The organism is Isoptericola variabilis, assembly GCF_050311655.1.
Classification (GTDB): Bacteria; Actinomycetota; Actinomycetes; order Actinomycetales; family Cellulomonadaceae; genus Isoptericola; species Isoptericola variabilis.
Genome location: NZ_JBNOZM010000001.1, coordinates 719,480 through 745,334, shown reverse-complemented (window position 1 = coordinate 745,334; position 25,855 = coordinate 719,480). Strand labels below are relative to the sequence as shown.

The following is a 25,855-nucleotide window of genomic DNA, read 5'->3' as shown; positions in this document are numbered from 1 at the left end:
CTCCCGTCGTCAGCCCACCGCGTCCGACACGGCCGTTCACCCGCGCGCCGCCCAGCAGAGCCCTTGGCAGCAATCCCTACCATGCGGTAACCTCACTTCCCGACCGGCCGGTAGGCATTGGTCGCCAGGCGGGTCCGACGGCGGGCCCGGCAGAGAATCAGGAGTCGTCCATGGCAGACGTTCAGGCCCCCGCCCCGGCCGGCCAGTCCCCCGCGTCCCCGACCCGCGCCCCGGAGGCCGCCCGCGCCGCCGCGGGCACCGGGACGGTCGTCGCCTACGTCCTCGCGTTCTTCACGCTGTACATCGCGGTGCTCACCCCGGTGGTCAGCACGCTGGCTCTCAAGGTCGACGCCCTGTCCACGCCCGAGACCCGTGCCACCAACCTGGCCCTCGTCACGGGCGTCGGCGCGTTCTTCGCGTTCGTCGCGAACCCGATCGCCGGCGCCCTGTCGGACCGCACGACGTCGCGGCTCGGCATGCGCCGGCCCTGGCTCCTGTGGGGTGTGCTCCTCGGCGCCGTCGGCCTCCTGCTCATCGCGTTCGCGCCGGCGATCTGGCTGGTCGTGATCGGGTGGGCCGTCACGCAGGCCGCGATGAACGGCACCCAGGCCGCGCTCCAGGCGCTGCTGCCCGACCAGGTCGCCGAGTCCCAGCGCGCCCGGGTCTCCAGCCTGCTCGGCATGGCCCAGCAGCTCGCCCCGCTGGTCGGCATCGCGCTCGCCTTCGGCTTCACCGCCGCCGGGGCGAACGAGATCTGGATCTTCCTCGTGCCCACGTTCCTGGCCGTCGTCGGCGTGCTCGCCCTCGTGGCCGTCCTCAAGGACCGCCACCTCGACGCCGCGGACATCGCCCCGTTCCGCCTCGGAGCGTTCCTCAAGGGCTTCTGGGTCTCGCCGCGCCAGCACCCCGACTTCGCGTGGACGTTCCTCGGCCGCTTCCTCATGCTGTTCGGCTTCGCGCTGTACAACACCTACCAGCTGTACTTCCTCATCGACCGGTTCGGCTTCGACAACGCCACGGCGCTGAGCTGGCAGCTGCGTCTCATGGTCGTGCAGGCCGTCGTCATGGTGGTCGCCTCCCTGCTGGGCGGCGTGCTGTCCGACCGCACGGGCCGCCGCAAGGTCTTCGTGGTCGTCGCCACCCTGCTCGCCGGCGCAGGCCTGCTGACGTTCGCCCTCGTCCAGGGCCCGAGCATGCTCTACCTGGGCGCCTCGCTGTTCGGCGCCGGCCTCGGCGCCTACTTCGCCGTCGACCTCGCGCTCGTCACCGACGTCCTGCCGAACGCCGAGACCGAGGCCGCCAAGAACATGGGCGTGTTCAACATCGCCAACGCCCTGCCGCAGTCGGTGGCCCCGGCCCTCGCCCCGGCGTTCCTCGCCATCGGCGCCGGCGGCAGCAACTACACCGCCCTGTTCGCGATCTCCGCGGTCATCGTCGCCCTCGGCGCCGTGGCCACCCTGTTCATCCGAGGAGCCCGCTGATGACCGCACCGACCGGCACCGCCGACGCACCCGTCCCCGCCGACGCCCCGTACCGGGACGCGACCCGCCCCGTCGCCGAGCGCGTCGCCGACCTGCTCGCGCGCATGACGCTCGAGGAGAAGGCCGGCCAGCTCTTCCAGACCATGATCGAGGTGGGCGCCGGCGGCGAGCTGTCCGAGGGCCCGTCCGCGATGGGCGTGCCGGCCACCACCGACATGGTGGTCGAGCGGCAGATGACGCACTTCAACGTGCTCGCGGCGCCCGCCACGGCCCACGAGTTCGCGCTCTGGCACAACCGGCTCCAGGAGCTCGCGGCGTCCACGCGCCTCGGCATCCCGGTCACGGTGTCCACCGACCCGCGGCACGCGTTCACCGACAACCCCGGCACCGCGCTGCTGTCCGGGCCGTTCTCGCAGTGGCCCGAGACGCTCGGCCTCGCCGCCACCCGCGACGAGCGCCTCGTCGAGGAGCACGCCGACGCCGCCCGCCGCGAGTACCTCGCCGTCGGGATCCGCACGGCCCTGCACCCGCAGGTCGACCTCGCCACCGAGCCCCGCTGGGCCCGCGCGAACGGCACCTTCGGCGAGGACGCGGGGCTCACCGGCCGGATGGGCGCCGCGTACGTGCGCGGGTTCCAGGCCACCGGCGACGTCGCCCGCGAGGCCGGCCTGCCCGGCACGTTCGGCGAGCGCTCCGTCTCGACCATGACCAAGCACTTCCCGGGCGGCGGGCCCCAGCAGGACGGCGAGGACCCGCACTTCGCCTACGGCCGCGAGCAGGTGTACCCGGGAGGACGCTTCGCCGAGCACCTGGAGCCCTTCAAGGCCCTCCTCGCCGCCGGCACGCGGCAGATGATGCCGTACTACGGCATGCCGGTCGGCCTCGAGGCCGACCTCGGCGACGGGCCCGAGGCGGTCGAGCAGGTCGGCTTCGGGTTCAACCGGCAGATCCTCACGCGGCTGCTGCGCGACGAGCTCGGCTTCGACGGGATCGTCTGCACCGACTGGGGCCTCGTGTCCGACGCCGAGATCCTCGGTCAGCCGTTCCCGGCTCGCGCCTGGGGCGTCGAGCACCTCGCACCCGTCGACCGGCTGGAGAGGATCCTCGCGGCCGGCGCCGACCAGCTCGGCGGCGAGGCGTGCCCCGAGCTCGTCGTGGAGCTGGTGCGCGCCGGGCGCGTCACGGAGGAGCGCGTCGACGAGTCCGTCGCCCGCCTGCTGCGGGAGAAGTTCGAGCTCGGCCTGTTCGACGGCGCCCGCTACGTCGACGCCGACGCCGCGGCGTCCGTCGTCGGGCACCCGGACCTCGTGGCCGCCGGGCGCCGCGCCCAGTCTCGGTCCGTCACGCCCCTGGCGTCCGCGGCCGACGGCGCCGCGCGCCTCCCGCTGGCCCGCGGCCTGCGCGTCTACGTCGAGGGCGCGGCCGACGTCGTCGACGGGCTCGATGGCGCGACCCTGGTCGCCTCCCCCGCCGAGGCCGACGTCGCGCTGCTGCGCCTCAAGGCGCCGTACGACGACCGCGGGCCCGGCTTCGAGGGCTTCTTCCACGCCGGCTCGCTCGACTTCCCCGCGGACGTCGTCGCGCACGTGGCCGAGGTCGCGGCGCAGGTGCCGACCGTCGTCGACGTCTACCTCGACCGGCCCGCGATCCTCGCCCCCGTGCTCGAGGCGCTGGGCGACGGCGGCTCGCTGGTCGCGAACTTCGGGGCCTCCACGCCCGCGCTGCTCGACGCGCTCACCGGCGTCGTGCCCGCCGAGGGCAGGCTCCCGTTCGACCTGCCGCGGTCGACGGCCGCGGTGGAGGCCTCGCGCGAGGACGTGGCGTTCGACACCGCCGACCCGCTGTTCCGGTTCGGCCACGGCCTGGCGTTCTGACGGGTGGTGGGCGCCCGCCGCGCCCCGCGACCACCGATGGGAGGATGAGGCGGTGACGTCCTCCCCGGCCCCCGCCCGCACCGTCCGGGACGCCGCGGCGGGCATCGCCGTCCTCGGCGTCGCCAACTTCGTCGCCATCACCACCGAGGTGCTGCCGGTGGGCCTGCTGCCGCAGGTCGCGCGCGGCGTCGGGGTGAGCGAGTCGACGGCGGGCCTGCTCGTCACGGTCTACGCGTTCGTGGTCGCCGCCTGCGCGGTGCCGCTGACGATCGCCACCCGGTCGCTCGCCCGCAAGCCCCTGCTGTTCGGCACGCTCGCCACGTACGCGGCGAGCAACCTGCTGGTCGCCGCCGCGCCGTCGTACGCCGTCGTGGCGGGCGCGCGCGTGCTGGGCGGGCTCGGCCACGCGGTGTTCTTCTCCGTGTCGATCGCGTACGCCGCGCGCCTGGTCAGCCCGCTCTACACCGGCCGGGCCCTCACCCTCGTGACCGCGGGCGGCACCCTCGGCTTCGTGCTGGGCGTCCCGCTGTCGACGTCGCTCGGCGCGGCCGTGGGCTGGCGCTGGTCGTTCGGCGTGCTCGCCGCCGTGTGCGCGGTGACGGCCCTGCTCGTGGCGCGCCTGCTGCCGTCGGTCGCCGTCGAGCCCGCCGCCCCTCGCGACGCGGCGGCGGCCCGCCGCGGGCGGGCCCGGCTCGGCCTCGTCGTGGGCACCAACACGGTGCTCTTCGGCGGGCAGTACACCGTGTACACGTACATCTCGGTGCTGCTCCTGGCCGCCGGGCTGTCGGAGGCCGCCGTCGGGCCGGTGCTGCTCGTCTTCGGCGCGCTCGGCCTCGTCGGCCTCTGGGGCGCCGCCCGCTACCTCGACCGGAGCCCGCGCGCCCTGACGATCGTCGCGATGGGCGCGATCGCCGTGTCGCTGGTCGCGCTCGCCCTGGCGCTCCCGGGCGCCGTCGGCGTGCTCGTCGCGGCCGGCGTGTGGCTCGCCGCGTTCGGCGCCATCCCCGCCACGTTCCAGGCCGCGGCGCTGCGCACCCAGGGCGCCACGCCCGACGTCGCCGGCGCGTTCGTCAACGCGACGTCGAACTTCGGCATCGGCCTCGGCGCGGCCGTGGGCGCGGCGGTGGTCGCCGGCCCCGGGCCGCGCGCCCTCGCGCTGACCGGCGCCGCGATCGTCGCCGTCGCGCTCGTGGCGGTGCTCGTCGCCCGGCAGGCGTTCCCGCGCCACGCGTCGTCGTAGGCGGCCCGAGGGCGGTCGGCCCCGACGACCCCGACGATCCGTTCCCGGGCCGTCACGACGCCGTGACGCGCCCGTAGCACCCCTGTGCGACCGTGTTTCCTGTGAACGTCCAGAGGGACCTGTCGGGGGCAGCCCCGCTCGTGACGGACTACTTCGCGGCGCCCACCGACGCCGTCGCCGCGACGGTGGTGCACCAGGAGGCAGGGCCGTCGGTCCTGGCGCGCGGCTCGGGCCGGCCGCTCTTCGACACCGTGCGGCTGCCGGCGGTGGAGCCGTTCGTGATGCTGGGGCGCGTCGCGGAGGCCCTGTGCGGGCGGCCGTACGCGGAGGTCACCGCCCACCCGCGGCACGGCACGCTCGTGGACGGCGCGGACGAGGGCCCCTGGGTGGTGACCGTCTCCGACGAGCTCGCGGAGGCGCTGGCCGCCGCGGCCCCGGACCGGCTGGTCGCCGTCGCCCGCACGTGGGCGGCGGCGAGCGGCGCGGCGCTGCCCGCCGCCGACCGGCTCGCCGCCGCCCTGGTCGCACTGGGCGGGCTCGCCGACCGCGCGCAGCAGGTGCGCCACGGGCTGTACTGCTGGGCGCGGCTCGCGCCGCTCGGCCCGGCGGTCCCCGGATCTCCGGCCGGCGGCCGGGTCAGGACGTCGCGCCCGGCCTGAACATCGACGACGCCTTGCGCAGCGTCTCGCGAGCCCGGCGACGGTCGCCGGCCGCGTCGTAGGCGAACGCCAGGTGGTACCAGACCTTCCAGTCGTCCGGGTCGCGCTCCACCGCAGCGCGGCGCTCCTCGAACGCGGCGTCCGCCGCCGCGCGGTCCACCCGGCCGCCGGGCGAGCGCGGCAGGTCGTCCACGGGCAGCTCACCCGCGGCGGCGAGCACGTCGGCCATGTGCTGCACGCGGGTCGCGAGGCGGTACTCGCGCGCGATGAGCACGATGACGAGCAGCGGGATGACCAGCACGGCCAGGCCGATGGCGATCAGCACCGGCTCGCCGGTGCCGATCATCGACACGCCGCGCCCGGCGATCTGCCAGACGTACAGCGCGAGCAGCGCGGTGACGGCGACCGCCCCCGCGAGCCCGCGCGGCAGCCGCCGGCGCGGGCGCTGCACGCCCGGCTCCGTCACGACAGGTCCAGCACGTTCTCGAGGCCCACGGTGAGCCCGGGCCGGGAGACGACCTCGCGCACCGCCAGCAGCACGCCGGGCATGAACGACGCCCGGTCGAACGAGTCCTGCCGGATCACGAGCTGCTCGCCGACGTTCCCGAAGAGGATCTCCTCGTGCGCCACGAGGCCGCGCAGCCGCACCGCGTGCACGCGCACGCCGTCGACGTCGGCGCCGCGCGCCTCGACGCCCGTCTCCGTGGCGTCCGGCATGGCGGCCAGGCCGGCCTCGGACCGCGCGCGGGCGATCGCCGCGGCGGTGTGCCGCGCCGTCCCCGACGGGGCGTCCACCTTCTCGGGGTGGTGCAGCTCGACCACCTCGGCGGACTCGAAGTACCGCGCCGCCTTGGCCGCGAACGTCATCGCCAGCACGGCGGACAGGCCGAAGTTCGGCGCGATGAGCACACCGAGCCCCTCCTGCCCGGGCTGCGCCGCGTTGACGCGCTCCAGGTGCTCGACGACCCGGCCGCGCGAGGCGTCGTCCCACCCGGTGGTCCCGACGACGGCGTGCGCGCCGGCGTCGAGCACCGCGTGCACGTTCGCCTCCGTGGCGGCGGGGACCGTGAAGTCGATCGCGACGTCGGCGCCGGCCAGGCTGCCCGCGTCGACGGCGTCACCCGCGTCGAGGCGCGCGACGAGCTCGAGGTCCGCCGCCTCCTCGACCGCCCGGCACACGGTGGCGCCCATGCGCCCCGCCGCCCCGAGCACGGCCACCTTGATGGTCTTGGTCATCGATGAGTCTCCGATCTCGTTCTTCGTGTCCTGCGGACCGGTGTCAGTCGCCGAACGGGCCGACGCGCACGACGGACCGCGGCCGCGCGGCCAGGTCGGCGGCGAGCTCGCGGACGTCGTCGACGGTCACGGCGCGGACCCGCTCGAGGGACTCCTCGAGGGTCAGCAGCTCGCCGTACACCAGCTCGGCCTTGCCCAGGCGGCTCATGCGCGACCCGGAGTCCTCCAGGCCGAGCACGAGGCCGCCCGAGAGCTGGCCGATGCTGCGCTCCAGCTCCGCGTCCGTGATGGGGTCCGCCGCCAGGCGCTCGAGCTCGGCGACCAGCAGCTCGGTGACCTGGTCGACCTTCGCGGGCGAGCAGCCCGCGTACAGGCCGAACGTGCCGAGCCCGCCGTGGCCGGACGCGAACGAGTACGTGGTGTACGCCAGACCCCGGCGCTCGCGCACCTCCTGGAAGAGGCGCGACGACATGCCGCCGCCCAGGACGGCGTTGAGCACGGACAGCGTGAAGCGGCGGTCGTCGGTGGCGGCGAGGCCCGTGGACCCCACGATGACGTTGGCCTGCTCCACCTGGCGCCGCACGGTGAGCTCGACGCCCTCGGTGGGGACGCCGGCGGGGTCCGCGGCGGTGGGGCGCCGGTCGCGCGGGGCCGCCCCGGCGGCCAGGTCCCAGCCGCCGGTGGTGAGCGCGTCGGCCACCTGTCCGACGAGCGCGTCGTGGTCGACGCCGCCCGCGGCGGAGACCACCAGGGTCTCGGGCCGGTAGTGCCAGCGGTAGTGCTCCCAGACGGCGTCGCGCGGCACGGCCCGGATCGTGTCCGGGGTGCCGCCGATCGGCCGGCCGAGCGGGTGCGTGCCGAGCACGGCCGCGGAGAACTCCTCGTGCACGACGTCGCCCGGGTCGTCGTCGTTCATCGCGAGCTCTTCGAGGATGACGCCGCGCTCGGTCTCGAGCTCGCCCTCGTCGAGGCGCGCCGAGGTGACCATGTCGGCGATGACGTCGACCGCCATCGGCAGGTCGGCGTCGAGCACGCGGGCGTAGTAGCAGGTGTGCTCCTTGCCCGTGGCCGCGTTGGCCTCGCCGCCGACGGCGTCGAACGCCTCGGCGATGTCCATCGCGGAGCGCCGCGGGGTGCCCTTGAACAGCAGGTGCTCGAGGAAGTGCGTGGAGCCGAAGTGTCCGTCGGTCTCGTCGCGGGAGCCGACGCCGACCCAGGCGCCCACCGTGGCCGAGCGCAGGCCCGGCATCGACTCGGTGAGCACACGAACACCGCCGGGCAGGTCGGCACCGGGCTCGCCCGCAGGGACGAGCGGAAGGTGCCAGGACATCAGAGCGTCAGGCCTCCGCGGGTGCGTCGGCGGTGGGCTCGGTGGCCTCGTCGGCCTTCTCGTCCTCGGTCACCGCGACGAGCGAGAGCTTGCCGCGCGGGTCGATCTCACCGATCTCGACCTGGACCTTCTGACCCACGGACAGCACGTCGTCGACGTTCTCGACGCGCTTGCCGCCCACGAGCTTGCGGATCTGGCTGATGTGCAGCAGCCCGTCCTTGCCCGGCGAGAGGGAGATGAACGCGCCGAACGACGTCGTCTTGACGACGGTGCCGACGAAGCGCTCGCCCACCTCGGGGACGTGCGGGTTGGCGATCGCGTTGATCGCCGCGCGGGCGGCCTCGGCCGAGGGGCCGTCGGTGGCGCCGATGTACACGGTGCCGTCGTCCTCGATGGAGATGTCCGCGCCCGTCTCCTCCTGGATCTGGTTGATCATCTTGCCCTTGGGCCCGATGACCTCGCCGATCTTGTCGACCGGCACCTTCACGGAGATGACGCGCGGCGCGTTCGGGGACATCTCGTCGGGCACGTCGATCGCCTCGGCGAGCACCTCGAGGATGGTCAGGCGCGCGTCGCGGGCCTGGGTCAGCGCGCCCGCCAGGACCGACGCCGGGATGCCGTCGAGCTTGGTGTCGAGCTGGATGGCCGTGACGAACTCGCTGGTGCCGGCGACCTTGAAGTCCATGTCGCCGAACGCGTCCTCCGCGCCCAGGATGTCGGTGAGGGCCGCGTAGCGGGTCTCACCGTCGACCGTGTCCGAGATGAGGCCCATCGCGATGCCCGCGACCGGCGCCTTCAGCGGCACGCCCGCGTTGAGCAGCGACAGCGTCGAGGCGCAGACCGAGCCCATCGACGTCGACCCGTTCGAGCCGAGCGCCTCCGAGACCTGGCGGATCGCGTAGGGGAACTCCTCGCGGCTCGGCAGGACGGGCACGAGGGCCCGCTCCGCCAGCGCGCCGTGGCCGATCTCGCGGCGCTTCGGGCTGCCGACGCGGCCCGTCTCACCCGTGGAGAACGGCGGGAAGTTGTAGTTGTGCATGTAGCGCTTGCGCGTGACCGGCCCGAGCGAGTCGATCTGCTGCTCCATGCGCAGCATGTTCAGCGTGGTGACGCCCAGGATCTGGGTCTCGCCACGCTCGAACAGGGCGGAGCCGTGCACGCGCGGGATGACCTCGACCTCGGCCGACAGGGTGCGGATGTCGGCGAGCCCACGGCCGTCGATGCGCACGCCCTCGGTGAGAACGCGCTGGCGCACGAGCTTCTTCTGCAGCGAGCGGTACGCGGCGGACAGCTCCTTCTCGCGGCCCTCGAAGCCCTCGGCCGTGAGCGCGCTGACCATGCCGGTCTTGATCTCGTCGAGGCGGTTCTCGCGGTCCTGCTTGTCCGCGATGGCGAGCGCGTCGCGCAGCGCGGGGCCGACCTCGGCCTCGACGGCGGCGAACGCGTCGTCCTGGTAGTCGAGGAAGACCGGGTACTCCTGGACCTCCTTGGCCGCCTGGGCGGCGAGCGAGGCCTGCGCCTCGCAGAGGGCCTTGAGGAACGGCTTCGACGCCTCGATGCCCTGGGCGACGACCTCCTCGGTCGGCGCGGCGACGCCCTCGGTCTTGATGAGCTTCCAGGCGTCGTCGGTCGCCTCGGCCTCGATCATCGCGATGGCGACGTCGTCGCCCACGATGCGGCCGGCCACGACCATGTTGAAGACGGCGCGCTCGAGGTCCGAGTACTTCGGGAACGCGACCCACTGGCCGTCGATCAGCGCGACGCGCACGCCCGCGACCGGGCCGGAGAACGGCAGGCCGGAGATCTGCGTGGACGCCGACGCGGCGTTGATCGCCAGCACGTCGTAGGCGTCGTCGGGGTGGATGGCCAGGACGTCGATGACGACCTGGACCTCGTTGCGCAGGCCCTTGACGAACAGCGGGCGCAGCGGGCGGTCGATGAGGCGGCAGGCGAGGATCGCCTCCGTCGAGGGGCGACCCTCGCGGCGGAAGAACGAGCCGGGGATCTTGCCGGCGGCGTACTGCCGCTCCTCGACGTCCACCGTCAGGGGGAAGAAGTCGAACTGGTCCTTGGGGTGCTTGCCGGCGGTCGTGGCCGACAGCAGCATCGTCTCGCCGTCCAGGTACGCGGCGACGGAGCCGGCGGCCTGGCGGGCGAGGCGGCCCGTCTCGAAGCGGACGGTGCGGGTGCCGAAGCGGCCGTTGTCGATGACGGCCTCGGCGAACTGGATCTCGGGACCCTCCACGGGTGCCCTCCTTGATCTCGAGGGCGCCGCCACGGCTCGGCGGTCTTCGATCGAGGCCCACGGAGCCGGGCCCGGCCCGGGGCCGGACGGTTCGGGAGGCCACTACCGAGGACCGGACGAGGATCCGGCGGCGCGATGGTGGTTATGACAGGGACATCACACCAGACCAGCCCGGCCCCCGCGAGGGTGACCGGGCTGGTCGGCAGAGTCAGCGGCGCAGGCCGAGGCGCTGGATCAGCGCGCGGTAGCGCTCGATGTCGACCTTCTGCAGGTAGGCCTGCAGGCGGCGGCGCTGGCCGACGAGGAGCAGCAGGCCACGACGCGAGTGGTGGTCGTGCTTGTGCTCCTTGAGGTGCTCGTTCAGGTCGTTGATGCGCTGCGTGAGGAGCGCGATCTGCACCTCGGGCGAGCCGGTGTCGCCCTCGTGAGTGGCGTACTCGGTGATGATGGACTGCTTGGTGGCAGCGTCGAGCGGCATGGCTCTCCTTCGGTGTCGTTGCGCGGTGCTCCGGGACTGATTCACCGGGCGCTCTGGATCCGCGGCCGTTCGTACGGCCCCACCATGCTACCAGCGCACGACGTCGCCCCCGCCCCGAGACCGGGCGGGGGCGACGTGCGGCTCGACACGTCCGTGCGTACGTCCTGGCGCACGTCCGGTCACGCGGGCGCTCAGTCCCCGTCCTGACCGGCAGGGTGACCGGCGGACGTCCGGAAGGTGCCGTCGTCCATGGCGAGCACCCCCGCGAACCGGAGCAGGTCGGAGATCGTCGTGATCATCTTCCCGCCGTCGACGCGCACGCCGTCCGCCGGGGTCCAGCCGTGGTTGACGTAGGAGTCCTCGTCCTTCCTCAACAGGTAGACGAACGTCTCGCACAGGATCCGGCTCCCGACGTCGCCGAGGAAGTTCCCGTTGCCCTGGATCTCGGCCTCCTTGAGGACGTAGTACCAGAGCGGGGTGCCTCCGAGCTCCGCCAGCGCGTCCTTGACGTCCTGGCCCGCGCCGCGCGTGAGCTGCTCGCCGCTCAGCGGCGTGACGTGCAGCGCCCGGGCCACGGCCTCGCCCGTCGGCAGGGAGAGCCAGTAGCCGCGCAGCAGGTTGCGCTGGGCAAGCTGCTTGAGGAGTGCCCGGACGCCCGGGTCCAGGTCCGCGTCGTTGCCCTCCTTCAGCATGGTCGACAACCCGTTCGCGAGGAACGGGTCGATCTTCGCCGCGGAGCGCCTGCGGTCCGGGTCGCCCTTGTCGACGAAGCGCGCCCAGTCGATCGGCCAGTTCGACGGCAGCGCGTCCCCGAAGCCGTCGGGGTTGATCGAGCCGCCGCCGGTGAACTCGAAGAGCTGCACCAGGCTCGCGAACGCCGCCTTCGGGGGTGTCGGCGGCTGGTCGCCACGGCCGAAGTTGACGTTGAAGTCGTACCCGTTGCGCACCATGGAGTGGCCGAACCGGAACGCCGCCACCGCGAACTCGAGCGGCATCGCCACCGGCCGACGCGGCCGGAACAGCAACGACGGCTCCACCAGCACCTCGTCGAGGACCCCCGGCTTGGTGAGCGTACGCAGGTAGTCGTGCACGACGAGCCACTGGTAGTGCCAGCGCACCAGCTGCTGCGCGCGGTCGAAGACGGCGCGGTCGTCCACCGTGAGCCACGGCTCGAGCTCCCGGACCCGGTCCACGACGGCGTTGTGGAACCGGATGTGGCCCAGGTGGAACTGGGCGACGACGAGGTTCTCGTCGTTGCGGCCGTCCGGGATCTTGGCCGTCCCGGGCACCGGGCGCTCCGCCGGGTCGACGGTCAGCGCCGCGACCTCCTCGACGGTGAACCGCGGCAGGTCGCGCTGCGCGTCGTCGCCCGGTGCGATCAGGTCGAACCCGGGGACCGGCTCCGTCGCCACGCGGCCGAGGGCCAGCTTCGCGGGGTCGCCGGAGGCGTATGCCGCCTCGCTGCGCGTCGTCCTGCGGCCGGGCTCGCCGGGGAACCGTGGTCCGCTGCCGTAGAGACTGTCCAGGTTGAGGAACGGGTGGCGCCCGTTGTGCAGGCTCGCGACGACGGTCTCGGGCGGGAACACCGTGAAGGGGTCGCTCACGATGTCGCCCAGCACGAGGTCGCCGGCCCGCGGCGGGTCGTCGGCGGCCGGCGGGTTGTCGGGGCCGTTCGTGTTGAGCGTGATGTCGTGGTCGATGAACTGGCCCCAGTAGGTGTAGACCGCGGGGATCGTCGAGTCCAGGTCGGGGTTCGGCGGCCCCCCGGGCTCGACCATCGCGGCGCCGAGCTTCTTCAGCGCCACGACCATGGCCGTCACCCGCTCGTTCGAGACCGGGCCCTCGCCCGGGGCACCGTCGTCGGCGACGGGCAGGTGCGCGGCGGGGAACCGGCCGCGCAGGTCGCGGAAGAGGTAGTCGAAAGACGTCGTCGCGTTGAACCGGCCGTCGATGATGTCGCGGAGCACCGCCAGCTCCGTGTCGTGCAGGAGCGGCGCGGGTGACGTCGGAGGGTGCGGATCCGGTCGAGGGCGCGGCCTCGGCCGCACGCTGCCCCCGTGCCTGACGCTGCGCACGGTGCGGCCCACCGGCGTGGCGTTGAGATCCGGTTCCGGTGCCGGGGCTGGGTTCTCGGTGGTCTCCTGAGCCGTCATGGCTCCGCCTCTCTCTGGGATCTGGAGATGCGGGCGCCGGGCTCGCTCGCCCGACGTGCGGAGCACGTCCCGGGCCACCGTGTGGACGGTGGCCCGGGACCGCGCGCTGCGACACGGGTCGCCGCCGTGGATCAGGGAGGGCGGCGTCGCGTCGCGACGGGCCCGCGGATGGTCCGCGGCCCACGCACCGGGCAGGCCCGGTCCGTCACGCCAGGAGGGAGGGACCCGGACGTCGCCCGTGACGACCCGCGCGCGCTTTTCACCCGCCGCCCCTGTGCTGCCCTCGTGCTGCCCCCGTGCCGGACGGGCGCGGTCGTCAGCGCAGGAGGTCGCGCGCGCGGGCGACGTCGGCGTGCATCTGCTCGATGAGCGGCTCGATGCCGTCGAAGCGCAGCGTCGGGCGCAGCCGCTCGACCAGCTCCAGCACGACCGTCTCGCCGTAGAGGTCGAGGTCGTCGCGGTCGAGCACGTAGGCCTCGACGCGCCGCTCCACGCCGTCGAAGGTCGGGTTGGTCCCCACGGAGATAGCGGCGGGCAGGTCCGCGTCGGCGTTGCCGGGCTCCGCCTCCGCGAGCGCCGGCCGCAGCAGGCGGCCGGCGTACACGCCGTCGGCGGGGACCATGCCCTCGGCGTGGCCGAGGTTCGCCGTCGGGAAGCCGAGCTCGCGCCCCCGCGCGTCCCCGTGCACCACGGTGCCGCGCACGCGGTGCGGCCGGCCGAGCACCTCGGCCGCCTGGGCCACGTCGCCCTCGGCGAGCAGCGCGCGCGCCGCCGACGACGACCAGCGCTCGCGCGCCCCGGCGCTGCCGGGCGCGCACTCGCCGACGTCGTCCACGGCCACGACCTCGAAGCCGTGGATGCCGCCGAGCTCCACCATCGTGGCGAGCGTGCCCGCGTTGCCCTTCCCGAAACGCACGTCGTGGCCGACGACGACGGTACGCGCCCCGAGCCCGTCGACGAGGTAACGGGTGACGAACTCCTCCGGCGTCTGCGCGGCGAGGTCGAGCGTGTAGGGCGCGACGAGCACGGCGTCCAGGCCGGTGCGGGCCAGCAGGTCGAGGCGGTCGGAGAGCCCGGTCAGCAGCTCGGGGGCCGTCTCCGGCCGGTGCACCTGGGCCGGGTGGGGGTCGAAGGTGAGGGCGACCGCGAGCCGGTCGTCGGCGCGGGCCAGGCTCACGAGGCGCCCGAGCACGGCCTGGTGGCCGCGGTGGACGCCGTCGAAGTTGCCGATGGTGACGACCGACGGGCCGAATCCGTCCGGGACCTGGTCCAGGTCCGTGAACACCTGCACGCGTCGCGCTCCGTCTCGTCGAGGGTCGGCCGTCGGCACCCGTACCGGGCGCCGACGGTCAAGGATAGACCGCCGCCGCGACCCGGCCGGGCGCCACGAACGTCAGGCGGGCAGCACGGCCGCCGCCGCGGCCAGGTACCGGTCGGGGTCGAAGTCGTCGAGCAGGGCGCGCTGCATGAGGAACCCCTGGCCGAGGCCGAGCATCACGGGGATCAGTGACTGGGCCGCGGCGTCCGGGCCGTCGGGGGCGACGTCCGGGCGCGCGCCGAACCAGGCCCGGAGCGCGTCCAGCAGGACCCCGCGCAGCACCGCCACCACCTCCTGGACGACGGCGTGGATCATGGGGTCCACGGTGGCCTCCGCCCAGAGCTGCACGAGGATCTTGCCGTCCTCGAGGTCGCGGGTCATGCCTCCGGTGAGGATGGTCAGCACCTCGATCGGCGACGGCGGGACGCCGTCGCGCGCGGCGGCGTCGATCTCGGTGCCGCGCCGCGAGAGCACCTCCTCGGCGACCGCCGCGAACAGCGCCTGCTTGCCGTCGTAGTGGCCGTAGATCGCGCCCGCCGACAGGCCCGACTCGGCGACGACGTCGGCGATGGAGGCCCGCTGGTAGCCCTTGGCGGTGAACGCGCGCAGCGCGGCGGCCCGGATCTGCGCACGGCGCGCCTCCCGGTGCGCCTCGGTCACTCGCGGCATCGGACTCCCTCCCGAGGGCACTGGCGGACGGTTGACAAGTCTAGGGACCCGGGAGCAGGGTTGCCATAAAGAACGAACATTCGTTTTTCGAGACCTCGCACCCCGGAGACCGCCATGTCCGCCACGGACGCCACCGCACGCCCTGCCTCCCGCGCCCCGCGCCCGGACCGCCAGCACCCGGCGCCGCACACGCCCTGGGGTCGCGTCGTCGGGCTCGGCCTCGCCGTCGCCGCCGTCGTCGGCGTGCTCGTGCTCGCCTTCTCCTGGCCCGCCGTCACGGCCGAGCCGAGGGACCTCCCCGTCGCCGTCGCCGGTCCGCCGCAGGCCGTCGCCGGGCTCGAGACCACCCTCGACGAGGCGCAGCCCGGCGCCGTCGACCTGGTCCCGGTCGCCGGCCGCGACGCCGCCGTCGCCGCGATCCAGGAGCGCGACGTCTACGGCGCGATCCTGCTCGGCCAGGCGCCCGAGGTGCTCACGGCCTCGGCCGCGAGCAGCGTGACCAACCAGCTCCTCACCACGGCCGCGAGCCAGCTGCAGGCCGGCGTCGCGCAGCAGGCGGCCGCCGGCGGGGGCGGCCCGGCCGCCGCGCCGACCGTCACCGTGACCGACGTCGTCCCCCTGTCCTCCGACGACCCGCGCGGCACCGGCCTCACCGCCGCCCTGTTCCCGCTCGTGCTCGGCGGGATCGTCGGGGGTGTGGCGGTCTCGCTGCTCGTGGTCGGCGCCCTGCGGCGCGTCCTCGCCGTCGCCGTCTACTCCGCCGTCGGCGGCGTCGTCCTGGTCGCGGTGCTCCAGTCGTGGTTCGGGGCGCTGCAGGGCGACTGGTGGACCAACACCGGGGCCGCCGCGCTCGCGCTCGCGGCCGTCGCCGCGCCGATCACCGGGCTCGTGGCGCTGCTCGGGCGCGCCGGGATCGCGCTCGGCGCCGTGACGATGATGCTGGTCGCCAACCCGATCTCCGGCGCGACCATGCCGCCGGAGTTCCTCCCCTGGCACTGGGGCGAGATCGGCCAGTGGTTCCCGCCCGGCGCGGGCGCCACCCTGCTGCGCGACCTGTCGTACTTCCCGTCGGCCGACGCCGGGCCGGCGTGGCTCGCCCTCGGACTCTGGGCCGCAGCGGGCGTGGTCCTGTCGCTGCTGGGCCACCTGCGCACCGCCGGCGGCGCCGAGCCAGACGCCGAGGCCGCACGCGACGAGGCGCTGGAGCGCGCCGCGCGCCACGGCGAGCCGGCGCTCCGCGCCTGACCGTCGGGCGACGCGGCCGGGGGCTGCGTCAGCCGCCGGCCGGGGCGAGCACGAGCACCGGCTTCGCCAGCGCCTCGCCCCGCCGGCGCGTGTCCTCCAGCAGCGCGACGAGCGTGCCGTCCGGGCCGATCGCCGCGACCGTGCCCCGCTCGCCGCTCGCCGGCACCCACTGCCCGTAGCCGAGGGCGCGCGCCTCGTCGTCGGTCAGCTCCCGCACCGGGAACGTCGCGCGGGCGGCGTCCGCGAGCGGCAGCGTCGCGAGCACGCCGTCGGCGTCCGCCTGGGACTCGAGCTGCTCGAGCGTGCGGGCCGAGGCGAGCTCGTAGCCGCCCACCCGCGTGCGGCGCAGCGCGGTGAGGTGGCCGCCCGTCCCGAGCGCGGCGCCCAGGTCGCGAGCGAGCGCACGGACGTACGTCCCCGAGGACACGACGACGGCCACGTCGACGTCGAGCACCGGCACACCCTCGACCGTGGTCGCAGGCCGCGTGCCGAGCACGTCGAAGCGGCTCACGGTGACCGGCCGGGCCTCGAGGACGACGTCCTCCCCCGCCCGGGCGCGCGCGTAGGCCCGCTTCCCGTCCACCTTGATCGCGCTCACCGTGGTGGGCACCTGCCGGATGTCGCCGGTCAGCGCCGCGACCTCCCGCGCGAGGTCCGCGTGGTCGACGCCGTCGCCCACCCCGGAGGCGGAGACGACCTCGCCCTCGGCGTCGTCCGTGGTCGTGGCGACCCCCAGCCGGATCGTCGCGTCGTACGCCTTGTCCGCCCCGACCACGTACGTGAGCAGCTTCGTGGCCCGCCCGACGCCGACGACGAGCACGCCCGTCGCCATCGGGTCGAGCGTGCCCGCGTGGCCGACCTTGCGCGTGCCCGCCAGCCGCCGGCAGCGCCCGACGACGTCGTGGCTGGTCCAGCCCGCCGGCTTGTCGACGACGAGGAACCCGTCCGGTGCGGTCGGACGGCGGGGCGGCCGCTCGTCGCGTTCCCCGGGGCCGCTCACTCGTCCTCGTCGTCCTCGCGCGGCTTGCGGTACGGGTCCTCGTCGCCGGCGAAGCCCTTGCCCTCGCGCAGCGCGGCGAGCTCGGCGTCCCGGCGCTGCGCCTCGAGCAGCGCGGCGTCCAGGTGCGCGGCGTTCTCCGGCATCGAGTCCAGGAAGAACTCGATGGTCGGCGTCAGCCGCACGCCGGTCTGCTTGCCGACCTCGGACCGGATCATCCCCTTGGCGCTCTCCAGCGCCGCGGCGGTCCCCGCCCGCTCCTCGTCGGTGCCGAACACGGTGTAGAACACCGAGGCGTTCTGCAGGTCGCCGGTGACGCGCACGTCGGTCACGGTGACGAAGCCGAGGCGCGGGTCCTTGATCCGGGTGTCGAGCAGCTGCGCGACGATCTCCTTGATGCGGTCCGCCAGCTTGCGGGCACGCGGGTTCTCGGGCCTGTCGCCCTTGGGGCCGGGCATGTGTGTCTCCCTCTCTCGACGCCGACGGCGCCCCGCCCGGCCCTGCTCCTGTCGAAGCGGGGCGAGGGCGGGGCGCCGTCGGGCTGAACCTTGCGGCGCGACCGTCAGGCGCGCGGCTTCTCGCGCATCTCGAAGGTCTCGATGATGTCACCCTCGGTGATGTCGTTGAACGACCCGAGGCCGATGCCGCACTCGAAGCCCTCGCGGACCTCGGTGACGTCGTCCTTCTCGCGGCGCAGCGACTCGATCGTCAGGTCGTCCCCGATGACCTTGCCGTCGCGCAGCACGCGCGCCTTCGTGTTGCGGCGGATGGTGCCCGACCGCACGATCGAGCCCGCGATGTTGCCGAACTTCGAGGAGCGGAAGACCTGACGGATCTCCGCCGTGCCCAGCTGGGCCTCCTCGTACTCCGGCTTGAGCATGCCCTTGAGGGCCGCCTCGACGTCCTCGATCGCCTGGTAGATGACCGAGTAGAACTTGACCTCGACGCCCTCGCGGTCGGCCAGCTCCTCGACCCGCTCACCGAACTTCACGTTGAAGCCGATGATCACCGCGTTGTCGACGGTGGCCAGGTTGACGTCGTTCTGCGTGATGGCGCCGACGCCGCGGTGGATGACGCGGAGCTGCACCTCCTCGCCGACGTCGATCTTGAGCAGCGCGTCCTCCAGGGCCTCGACGGCACCGGAGACATCGCCCTTGAGGACCAGGTTGAGGGTCTCGACCTTGCCCTGCTCGACGGCCTTGGTGAAGTCCTCGAGGCTGATCCGCTTGCGACGCTTGGCCAGCGTGGCGGCGCGCTCGGCGGCCTCGCGCTTCTCCGCGATCTGACGGGCGGTGCGCTCGTCGGGGGCCACCAGGAAGGTGTCGCCCGCGCTCGGCACCGACGCCAGGCCGAGCACGAGGACCGGACGCGCCGGGCCCGCCTCGGTCACGGACTCGCCGTGCTCGTCGAACATGGCGCGCACGCGGCCGTGGGCCGTGCCCGCGACGATCGCGTCACCGACGTGCAGCGTGCCGGACTGGACGAGGACGGTCGCGACGGCGCCGCGGCCCTTGTCGAGGTTGGCCTCGATGGCCACGCCTCGCGCGTCCTTGTCCGGGTTCGCCCGCAGGTCCAGCGAGGCGTCCGCGGTGAGCAGCACGGCCTCGAGCAGCTGGTCGATCCCCTGGTTCTGCTTGGCGGAGACGTCGACGAACATCGTGTCGCCGCCGTACTCCTCGGCCACCAGGTTGTACTCGGTGAGCTGCTGGCGGATCTTGTCGGGGTTCGCCCCCTCCTTGTCCACCTTGTTCACCGCGACCACGATCGGCACGTCGGCCGCCTGGGCGTGGTTCAGCGCCTCCACCGTCTGCGGCATGACGCCGTCGTCGGCGGCGACCACGAGGATCGCGATGTCCGTCACCTGAGCACCACGGGCACGCATGGCGGTGAACGCCTCGTGACCCGGGGTGTCGATGAAGGTGATCGGGCGCTCGACGCCCTCGTGCTCACGACGCACCTGGTAGGCACCGATGTGCTGGGTGATGCCGCCGGCCTCGCCGGAGACGACGTCGGTCTGGCGGATCGCGTCGAGAAGACGCGTCTTGCCGTGGTCGACGTGACCCATGACGGTGACGACGGGCGGACGGGGCATGAGGTCCTCGTCCGACTCGTCGGCCTCCTCGGCCGCCAGGTCGATGTCGAAGGACCCGAGCAGCTCGCGGTCCTCCTCCTCGGCCGACACCATCTCGATGACGTAGCCGAGCTCGGCCGCCAGCGTGCCGAACGTGTCCTCGTCGAGGGACTGCGTCGCGGTCGCCATCTCACCGAGGTGGAACAGCACCGTGACGAGGCTCGCGGGGTTTGCGTCGATCTTGTCGGCGAAGTCGTTCAGCGACGAGCCGTGGCGCAGCCGGACGACGGTCGAACCGTTGCCCCGGGGCACCTGCACGCCGCCGAGCGACGGCGCCTGCATCTGCTCGAACTCCTGCCGCTTCGCGCGCTTCGACTTGCGCCCGCGGACGGGACGACCGCCGGCGCGGCCGAACGCGCCCTGCGTCGACCCACGACCGGCACCACCACGACCGCCGGGGCGACCGCCGAAGCCGCCGCCACCACCGGGACGGAAGCCGCCGCCACCACCGCCGGGGCCGCCACCGCGACCGCCGCCACGGCCGCCACCGGCGGGCGCCGGGCGCTCGCCGGGACGCGGCATCGAGGTCTTGCCCGGCATCATGCCGGGGTTCGGGCGCGGCCCGCCGGGGCGCGGCGCCGCCGGACGCGGACCGCCCGGACGGGGGCCGCCGGGACGGGGGCCGCCGGGACGCTCGCCGGAGCGCTCGGGCGCGGCCTCGCCGCGGTCCGGGCGCTGGCCGGGGCGAGGCATGCCCTGGCTGGACGCGAACGGGTTGTTGCCCGGGCGCGGGCCACCGGAGCCGCCTGCGCCGCCGGGACGCTGCCCCTGGCGCGGCATGCCCTGGCTGGACGCGAACGGGTTGTTGCCCGGGCGCGGGGCGCGACCGCCCTTGCCACCGTCACGTCCGCCGTCGCGCTGCTCGCGCGCGGCGGGTGCGGGCTTCGGGGCCGCGGGACGCGGACCGGGGGTCGGCGCACCGGGACGGCCGGCCGGCTTGGCCGGGGCCTCGGGCGACGCCGCGGCGGGGGTCGCGGCCGCCGCCGGGGCGGCGGGCGCCTCGACCTCGGGCGCGGAGGCCGCCTTCTGCGCGGCGGGCTTGGGGGCGGGCTTCGCCGGAGCGGCCTTCTGCTCGGCGCGCGGCGCCGCAGCCTTCGGCTCGGCGGCCTTGGCCGGTGCCCCGGAGGACGCCGGAGCGGCGTCCTTGTACTTGTCGCGCATGGCCCGCTCGACCGGCGCCTCGAGCGTCGAGGACGCCGAACGGACGAACTCGCCCGCCGACTTCAGGTCGGCGAGCAGGGTCTTGCTCTCCACCCCGAGCTGCTTGGCCAGCTCGTGAACGCGGATCTTCGCCACAACTCTCCTGTCTCGGCCCTCCTGCGAGACAGGGAGGACCGTCGTTAGTACCGAGTACTCATCGCACGGAACTCATCGGGTGCCCATCGGCTTCTGACCCGCTTCCTTGTCGACTTCAGTGGGTGCGGCCGAGCGTGCTCGGTCGCGATGGTCCGGCCGCCGGGTGGCGGTGCGGACCGGAGGGACTCATCGGTCTCGCCGCTCCAGGTGGTCCCGGACGCCGGAGAGGTCGATCGGGCCGGTGACGCGCAGGGCGCGCGGCACGGCCCGACGACGCTCGGCGAGCGCCAGGCAGGCGGGCGTCGGATGGATCCAGGCGCCACGCCCCGGCAGGCACCCCCGCACGTCGACCGCGAGGACTCCCTCGCGTCCCGACGGCTCGAGCACCAGCCGCAGAAGAGCGGACCGCTGGTCACGCTCCCGGCACCCGACGCACGTCCGTACCGGGCCGGAGGTTTCCGGAGGGGTACGTGGGGAGGTCGAGGGCTGGGCGCGTGGCCCGGTCCCCGACAGTCTAGCGCGACGACCCACGTGCCGTGACCGGCCTCAGCCCTGGGCCCCGCGGCTCGCCGCGGCGCCACCTGCGTCGTCGCCCTCGGGGACGTCGCCCGCGGACGCCCCCTCGTCCGACCGGATGTCGATCCGCCAGCCCGTCAGCTTCGCGGCGAGACGGGCGTTCTGCCCCTCCTTGCCGATCGCGAGGGACAGCTGGTAGTCCGGCACGACGGCCCGCGCGGCCTTGGCGTCCGCGTCGACCACCGTGACCGAGGTCACACGGGCCGGCGAGAGCGCGTTGGCCACGAAGCGTGCCGGGTCGTCGCTGTGGTCGACGATGTCGATCTTCTCCCCGTGCAGCTCCGCCATGACGGCGCGCACGCGCGCGCCCATCGGGCCGATGCAGGCGCCCTTGGCGTTCAGCCCGGCCACCTTGGAGCGGACGGCGACCTTGGAGCGGTGCCCCGCCTCGCGGGCGATCGCCGTGATCTCCACGGCGCCGTCCGCGATCTCCGGGACCTCGAGCTCGAAGAGCTTGCGCACGAGGCCCGGGTGGGTGCGGCTCAGCACCACCTGGGCGCCCTTCATGCCGCGGGACACCTCGACCACGTAGGCGCGCAGCCGCTCGCCGTGCACGTACTCCTCGGTGGGCACCTGCTCGTGCGGGGGCAGGACGGCCTCGGTGCCGCCGACGTCCACGAGGACGACGCGCGGGTCGCGGCCCTGCTGGATGACCCCGGCGAGGACCTCGCCCTCCTTGCCGCGGAACATGCCGAGCACCTGGTCGTCCTCGGCGTCGCGCAGCCGCTGCACGATGACCTGCCGGGCCGTCGCGGTGGCGATGCGGCCGAAGTCGGCCGGGGTGTCGTCGAACTCGGGCCCCAGCTCGATCGTGGGGCGCGCGTCCGGGTCCTCGGGGTCCGGCGTGCGGATCTCCTCGCGCGCCCACACGGCGACGTGCCCGGACTTGCGGTCCACCTCGACCCGCGCGTGCGCGTAGGCGTCGGGCGTGCGGTGGTAGGCCGACAGCAGCGCCTGCTCGATCGCCGCCACGAGGACGTCGAGGCTGATGTCCCGCTCCCGCTCCAGCAGCCGAAGCGTGCTCATGTCGATGTCCATCGTCAGCCCTCCTCGTGACGGGCAGCGCCCGTGGTGTCGTCCCGGGCGGCGCCCGTGTCCGTGTCTGTGTCCGGGTCCGCCTCGTCCGGCGCCTCGTCCAGGCGCTTCAGCTCGACCTCGATCTTGCCCTGGCGCACGTCGGCGACGGCCACCCGGGTGCCGTCCTCCAGCACCAGCGTCGCGTCATCGCCCGGCCCCGCCTCGACCTCCACCAGCCGGCCCGACGTCGTGCCGCCGGCGCGCAGCCGGAGCACGACGAGCCGACCGCGGGCGCGCCGGAAGTGGCGCAGCTCGGTGAGCGGCCGGGAGGTGCCGGGCGTCGAGATCTCGAGCGTGTACGCACCGGGGACGACGTCGTCGGCGTCCAGCGCCGCGGAGATCGCGCGCGAGACGTCGCCGAGGGTGTCGGAGTCCAGGCTGCCCCGCGCGTCCTCGGGAAGGTCCACGGTGACGCGCACGACCGACTTCGCGCCGGCCTGCGTGACGACGACGTCCTCGAGGTACAGGGCCGCGGCGTCGACCGCCGGGGTCACGACCCGCCGCACCGCCTCGGCCTTCGCCCCGCCCGCCGTCGTGCGGCCGTGCTGCGCTGCCATCCCTGCCTCCCGTGGGTCACGTCGTGGACTGCCGTGTGCTCCCGCGCCGGGACGTCCCGCGGCCGGTGTGTCGTTGTGTGCAGCGACCAGCGTAACGAACGACGGGCCCGCCCCGCGCCGTCCGGCGCCTGCGCCGGGGGGAGGAACGTCACACGGACCCGGCCGCGCGCGTGGCATCATCGGCCTCGATGGAACCTCAGCCCGCCCCCGCCCGGTCCGCCGACGACGACGCGACCGGCGCGACCGGCGCGGCCTCGCCCGTCGGGCGGCGCCGCGGCCTGGTCGCCGCCGCCGGGGCGCTGCTCGCCGTCGGTCTGCTGGCCGGCTGCGGGGTGCGGCTGGAGGCGCCGCCTGCGGGAGAGCCCGTGCCCGACAGCCTCGAGCTGGTCCGTCGCACCGCCGTCTCGGACGCGCTCCGGGTCGCCGACGGCGCCGAGGCCGCGCTCGAGGACGTGCCCGCGTCGCGCAAGCGTGTGGTCGCCGAGCTCACGCGCATCGTCGCGGACTCCCGCGAGCAGGCCGAGGCGCTGGGCGGCGAGTACGACTCCGGGCTCGCCACGGGCGCGCCCACCGACACCCGATCGTCGGCCTGGGACCGGGCGACCCCGGCCGACGTCGTGCAGGCGCTGGACGACGCCGCCGCCCGGTCGCGGACCGCGGCGGGGACCACGGGCGACGGCCCGCTGGCCCGGCTGCTGGCGTCGATCGCCGCGGCGCAGACCGTCTCCGGCGGGCGCCTGGCGGCGCTGGTCGACGAGCCCGGGCCGGACGTCGTGACGCCGCAGGTGCCGAAGGTCGCCGAGCAGGACGAGCAGGACGGCGAGGAGGACACCGGGGACGAGCCCTCCCCCGGCGCCACGACGCAGGACGCCACGGCCACCGACGACGCGGGGGACGCCGCGGACGACGCCGCTGACGGGGGCGATGACGAGGGCGAAGGCGACGGCGCGGTGCCCGAGGGGCTCACCCCCCAGGACCTGAGCACGCTCGTCGTGTCGGAGGACGCGACCCGGTACGCGCTGCAGCTGCGCGCGGCGATCGGCTCCGGCGAGACGCGCGAGCGGCTGCTCGAGCGGGTCGGGGTGCACGCGCAGCGCGCGGACGGGTGGGCCGCCGTGGCGGGGACGCAGTCCACGGCGGACGACCCGCGCCGCGCCGCCTACGCCGTGCCGCGGGTCGCGGACCAGGACGACGCGGCGCTGGTGATCGACCTGGAGAACGACCTCGCCACCGACTACGCCACGCTCGTGGGCACGACGGCGGCCGGAACGCGCACCGTGCTCGTCGACCTGCTCGTCGACTCTGCGGTGGCCCTGGACGACTGGGGCGCCGAGCCCGAGCCGTTCCCCGGCCTGCCGGAGCAGGCGGGGGACGACGAGGACGCCGCGTAGCCGGCTGGCCCGGCCGGGCCGGTCAACCCGCGAGCAGCGCCGCGACGCGCTCGGTCACGACGCGCGCGGCGTCCGCCACGGGAACCTGCTCCGACGCGCCGGCGCGCGGGCGCACCTCCACCAGGCCGTCCCCGAGGCCGCGCCCGACGACGACGATCAGCGGCACGCCGAAGAGCTCCGCGTCGGCGAACTTCACGCCGGGCGACACCTTGGGCCGGTCGTCGTAGATGACCTCGACGCCCGCGTCGACGAGCTCCGTGGCGAGCTTCTCGGCGGCGTCGAACACCTCGGTGCCCTTGCCGGTCGCGACGACGTGCACGTGCGCGGGGGCGACGTGGGCCGGCCACGCGAGGCCCTTGTCGTCGTGGTTGACCTCCGCGAGCGCCGCGAGGGCGCGGGTGACGCCGATGCCGTACGACCCCATGGTGACGGTGACGGCCTTGCCGTTCACGTCGAGCACCTTGAGGTCCAGCGCCTCGGCGTACTTGCGGCCGAGCTGGAAGATGTGGCCGATCTCGATGCCGCGCGCGAGCTCGAGCGGGCCGGAGCCGTCGGGGGCCGGGTCGCCCGCGCGCACCTCGGCGGCCTCGATGGTGCCGTCCGCCGTGAAGTCGCGGCCGGCCACGAGGTCGAAGACGTGCTTGCCGGGGGCGTCGGCGCCGGTGATCCATCGGGTGCCGGGCACCACGCGCGGGTCGAGCAGGTACCGGATCGCCGAGCGCGTCGAGCCGTCCTCGGCCTCGACCTGCGCCCCCTGCGGACCCAGCGCGCCGGGGCCGATGTAGCCCTTGACGAGCTCGGGGTGGGCGGCGAAGTCCGCCTCGGTGGCGGGCTCGGCCTCAGCCGGGGTGAGGGAGGCCTCGAGGCGCTTGACGTCGACCTCGCGGTCGCCGGGCAGCCCCACGACGAGCAGCTCGCGCCGCCCGTCGGGGTGGGTGACGGCGAGCACGACGTTCTTCAGCGTGTCCGCGGCGGTCCAGGGACGGTCGGGGCGCGGGTGCTGCTCGTTCGCGCACGCCACCAGCGACTCGATGGTCGGGGTGTCGGGGGTGTCCTCGACGTGCGCGGCGGGCGCGTCGTCGTACGGGAGCGCGTCGGGCACGGGCGTGACGACGGCCTCGACGTTGGCGGCGTACCCGCCCGCGGAGCGCACGAACGTGTCCTCGCCGATCGGCGACGGGGACAGGAACTCCTCCGAGCGGGAGCCCCCCATCGCGCCGGACGTCGCGGAGACGATGACGTAGTCGAGGCCGAGGCGGTCGAAGATCCGCTGGTACGCGCCGCGCTGGCGCTCGTACGCGGCGGCGAGGCCCTCGTCGTCGACGTCGAACGAGTAGGCGTCCTTCATGATGAACTCGCGCCCGCGGATGAGGCCGGCGCGGGGGCGCGCCTCGTCGCGGTACTTCGTCTGGATCTGGTACAGCGCGAGGGGCAGGTCCTTGTACGAGGAGTACAGGTCCTTCACCAGCAGCGTGAACATCTCCTCGTGCGTGGGCGCCAGGAGGTAGTCGGCCTCCTTGCGGTCCTGCAGCCGGAAGAGGTTGGGGCCGTACTCGGTCCAGCGGCCGGTCGCCTCGTAGGGCTCGCGCGGCAGCAGCGCCGGGAAGTGCACCTCCTGCGCCCCGATGGCGTTCATCTCCTCGCGGACGACGGCCTCGATCTTCGCCAGGACGCGCAGCCCGAGCGGCAGCCACGAGTAGATGCCGGGGGCCGCGCGGCGGATGTAGCCGGCGCGCACGAGCAGCCGGTGGCTCGCGACCTCGGCGTCGGCCGGGTCCTCGCGCAGGGTGCGGACGAAGAGCTGGGACAGGCGGAGCAGGTCGCCCTGGGGCGCACGGGCGGACGCGATCGACATGGGTGCAAGCCTAGCGGCGCCGCACGGCTGTCCCCGCCGCTCCCCCG

Annotated in this window: 21 protein-coding genes; 6 read left to right on the top strand and 15 right to left on the bottom strand. The window is 74.6% G+C overall.

Features of this window, described 5'->3' with window-relative positions; translation table 11 throughout:
• Nucleotides 1–170: 170 nt before the first annotated feature.
• From ACQP60_RS03555 to ACQP60_RS03540, 4 genes are all read left to right on the top strand, one after another.
• Nucleotides 171–1,481: an MFS transporter gene (locus ACQP60_RS03555; protein WP_429728454.1), complete on the top strand. Its 1,311-nt coding sequence runs from the start codon at nt 171–173 to the stop codon at nt 1,479–1,481.
• The gene (locus ACQP60_RS03550) at nt 1,481–3,355 is read left to right on the top strand and encodes a glycoside hydrolase family 3 protein (protein ID WP_429728453.1); all 1,875 of its coding nucleotides are present in this window, start codon (nt 1,481–1,483) and stop codon (nt 3,353–3,355) included. The genes ACQP60_RS03555 and ACQP60_RS03550 overlap by 1 nt, the downstream gene beginning before the upstream one ends.
• Nucleotides 3,356–3,407: 52 nt before the next feature.
• A complete protein-coding gene (locus tag ACQP60_RS03545; protein WP_429728452.1) occupies nt 3,408–4,595 on the top strand; it encodes an MFS transporter in 1,188 nt (395 codons plus the stop codon).
• Between the two features lie 101 nt (nt 4,596–4,696).
• On the top strand, nt 4,697–5,254 hold the full coding sequence (locus tag ACQP60_RS03540) for a hypothetical protein (protein WP_429728451.1): 558 nt from the start codon (nt 4,697–4,699) through the stop codon (nt 5,252–5,254).
• Here the strand turns inward: ACQP60_RS03540 and ACQP60_RS03535 are convergent.
• The 8 genes from ACQP60_RS03535 to ACQP60_RS03500 form a co-directional block, all read right to left on the bottom strand.
• Nucleotides 5,232–5,705, bottom strand: coding sequence for a tetratricopeptide repeat protein (locus tag ACQP60_RS03535; protein ID WP_429728449.1), 474 nt, complete (start codon nt 5,703–5,705; stop codon nt 5,232–5,234). The two genes, ACQP60_RS03540 and ACQP60_RS03535, sit on opposite strands and share 23 nt — an antisense overlap.
• Before the next feature lie 11 nt (nt 5,706–5,716).
• Nucleotides 5,717–6,490 (bottom strand): 4-hydroxy-tetrahydrodipicolinate reductase, encoded by a 774-nt coding sequence (gene dapB / locus ACQP60_RS03530; RefSeq protein ID WP_429728448.1) that lies wholly within the window; start codon nt 6,488–6,490, stop codon nt 5,717–5,719.
• A gap of 43 nt (nt 6,491–6,533) precedes the next feature.
• Nucleotides 6,534–7,820 carry a M16 family metallopeptidase gene (locus ACQP60_RS03525; RefSeq protein WP_429728446.1) on the bottom strand — a complete coding sequence of 429 codons (1,287 nt, stop codon included), beginning with the start codon at nt 7,818–7,820 and terminating at the stop codon, nt 6,534–6,536.
• A 7-nt stretch (nt 7,821–7,827) separates the two neighbouring features.
• The gene (locus tag ACQP60_RS03520) at nt 7,828–10,065 is read right to left on the bottom strand and encodes a polyribonucleotide nucleotidyltransferase (RefSeq protein ID WP_429728445.1); all 2,238 of its coding nucleotides are present in this window, start codon (nt 10,063–10,065) and stop codon (nt 7,828–7,830) included.
• Nucleotides 10,066–10,273: 208 nt separating this feature from the next.
• Nucleotides 10,274–10,543, bottom strand: coding sequence for a 30S ribosomal protein S15 (gene rpsO / locus ACQP60_RS03515; protein ID WP_429728443.1), 270 nt, complete (start codon nt 10,541–10,543; stop codon nt 10,274–10,276).
• 191 nt (nt 10,544–10,734) lie between these two features.
• Entirely contained in the window at nt 10,735–12,510 is a 1,776-nt protein-coding gene (locus ACQP60_RS03510; RefSeq protein WP_429728442.1) for a peroxidase family protein, read from the bottom strand.
• A 502-nt stretch (nt 12,511–13,012) separates the two neighbouring features.
• The gene (locus tag ACQP60_RS03505; protein WP_429728440.1) at nt 13,013–13,987 is read right to left on the bottom strand and encodes a bifunctional riboflavin kinase/FAD synthetase; all 975 of its coding nucleotides are present in this window, start codon (nt 13,985–13,987) and stop codon (nt 13,013–13,015) included.
• Between the two features lie 102 nt (nt 13,988–14,089).
• Complete coding sequence (locus tag ACQP60_RS03500) at nt 14,090–14,683, bottom strand: TetR/AcrR family transcriptional regulator (protein ID WP_429728439.1); 594 nt, start codon at nt 14,681–14,683, stop codon at nt 14,090–14,092.
• Between the two features lie 114 nt (nt 14,684–14,797).
• Here ACQP60_RS03500 and ACQP60_RS03495 point away from each other — a divergent pair, with 114 nt between their 5' ends.
• Entirely contained in the window at nt 14,798–15,928 is a 1,131-nt protein-coding gene (locus ACQP60_RS03495) for a hypothetical protein (protein ID WP_429728438.1), read from the top strand.
• 28 nt (nt 15,929–15,956) lie between these two features.
• On the opposite strand, the gene truB is transcribed toward ACQP60_RS03495, so the two are convergent.
• The 6 genes from truB to ACQP60_RS03465 all read right to left on the bottom strand — a co-directional run bounded on the left by truB (nt 15,957) and on the right by ACQP60_RS03465 (nt 22,562).
• Entirely contained in the window at nt 15,957–16,928 is a 972-nt protein-coding gene (gene truB / locus ACQP60_RS03490) for a tRNA pseudouridine(55) synthase TruB (RefSeq protein WP_429728437.1), read from the bottom strand.
• Nucleotides 16,925–17,383 (bottom strand): 30S ribosome-binding factor RbfA, encoded by a 459-nt coding sequence (gene rbfA, locus ACQP60_RS03485; protein ID WP_429728436.1) that lies wholly within the window; start codon nt 17,381–17,383, stop codon nt 16,925–16,927. Before rbfA ends, truB begins: the two co-directional genes overlap by 4 nt.
• Nucleotides 17,384–17,487: 104 nt before the next feature.
• Nucleotides 17,488–20,352 carry a translation initiation factor IF-2 gene (gene infB, locus ACQP60_RS03480; RefSeq protein WP_429728435.1) on the bottom strand — a complete coding sequence of 955 codons (2,865 nt, stop codon included), beginning with the start codon at nt 20,350–20,352 and terminating at the stop codon, nt 17,488–17,490.
• 186 nt (nt 20,353–20,538) lie between these two features.
• Entirely contained in the window at nt 20,539–20,883 is a 345-nt protein-coding gene (locus tag ACQP60_RS03475; protein ID WP_429728433.1) for a YlxR family protein, read from the bottom strand.
• 15 nt (nt 20,884–20,898) lie between these two features.
• Nucleotides 20,899–21,966 carry a transcription termination factor NusA gene (gene nusA / locus ACQP60_RS03470; RefSeq protein ID WP_429728431.1) on the bottom strand — a complete coding sequence of 356 codons (1,068 nt, stop codon included), beginning with the start codon at nt 21,964–21,966 and terminating at the stop codon, nt 20,899–20,901.
• 2 nt (nt 21,967–21,968) lie between these two features.
• Entirely contained in the window at nt 21,969–22,562 is a 594-nt protein-coding gene (locus tag ACQP60_RS03465) for a ribosome maturation factor RimP (RefSeq protein ID WP_429728430.1), read from the bottom strand.
• A 188-nt stretch (nt 22,563–22,750) separates the two neighbouring features.
• On the opposite strand from ACQP60_RS03465, the gene ACQP60_RS03460 reads away from it, so the two are divergent.
• Nucleotides 22,751–23,953, top strand: a complete 1,203-nt coding sequence (locus tag ACQP60_RS03460) for a DUF4439 domain-containing protein (RefSeq protein ID WP_429728428.1) — start codon at nt 22,751–22,753, stop codon at nt 23,951–23,953.
• A gap of 22 nt (nt 23,954–23,975) precedes the next feature.
• On the opposite strand, the gene ACQP60_RS03455 is transcribed toward ACQP60_RS03460, so the two are convergent.
• On the bottom strand, nt 23,976–25,808 hold the full coding sequence (locus tag ACQP60_RS03455; RefSeq protein WP_429728427.1) for a proline--tRNA ligase: 1,833 nt from the start codon (nt 25,806–25,808) through the stop codon (nt 23,976–23,978).
• Nucleotides 25,809–25,855: the final 47 nt, after the last annotated feature.

Excerpts from the sequence above, each read along its gene's own strand:
- ACQP60_RS03500 (WP_429728439.1), bottom strand. The coding sequence starts at position 14,683 with ATGCCGCGAGTGACCGAGGCGCACCGGGAGGCGCGCCGTGCGCAGATC.
- rbfA (WP_429728436.1), bottom strand. The coding sequence starts at position 17,383 with ATGCCCGGCCCCAAGGGCGACAGGCCCGAGAACCCGCGTGCCCGCAAG.
- ACQP60_RS03525 (WP_429728446.1), bottom strand. The coding sequence starts at position 7,820 with ATGTCCTGGCACCTTCCGCTCGTCCCTGCGGGCGAGCCCGGTGCCGAC.
- ACQP60_RS03555 (WP_429728454.1), top strand. The coding sequence starts at position 171 with ATGGCAGACGTTCAGGCCCCCGCCCCGGCCGGCCAGTCCCCCGCGTCC.
- dapB (WP_429728448.1), bottom strand. The coding sequence starts at position 6,490 with ATGACCAAGACCATCAAGGTGGCCGTGCTCGGGGCGGCGGGGCGCATG.
- ACQP60_RS03460 (WP_429728428.1), top strand. The coding sequence starts at position 22,751 with ATGGAACCTCAGCCCGCCCCCGCCCGGTCCGCCGACGACGACGCGACC.
- rpsO (WP_429728443.1), bottom strand. The coding sequence starts at position 10,543 with ATGCCGCTCGACGCTGCCACCAAGCAGTCCATCATCACCGAGTACGCC.
- nusA (WP_429728431.1), bottom strand. The coding sequence starts at position 21,966 with ATGGACATCGACATGAGCACGCTTCGGCTGCTGGAGCGGGAGCGGGAC.
- ACQP60_RS03455 (WP_429728427.1), bottom strand. The coding sequence starts at position 25,808 with ATGTCGATCGCGTCCGCCCGTGCGCCCCAGGGCGACCTGCTCCGCCTG.
- ACQP60_RS03550 (WP_429728453.1), top strand. The coding sequence starts at position 1,481 with ATGACCGCACCGACCGGCACCGCCGACGCACCCGTCCCCGCCGACGCC.
- ACQP60_RS03495 (WP_429728438.1), top strand. The coding sequence starts at position 14,798 with ATGTCCGCCACGGACGCCACCGCACGCCCTGCCTCCCGCGCCCCGCGC.
- ACQP60_RS03465 (WP_429728430.1), bottom strand. The coding sequence starts at position 22,562 with ATGGCAGCGCAGCACGGCCGCACGACGGCGGGCGGGGCGAAGGCCGAG.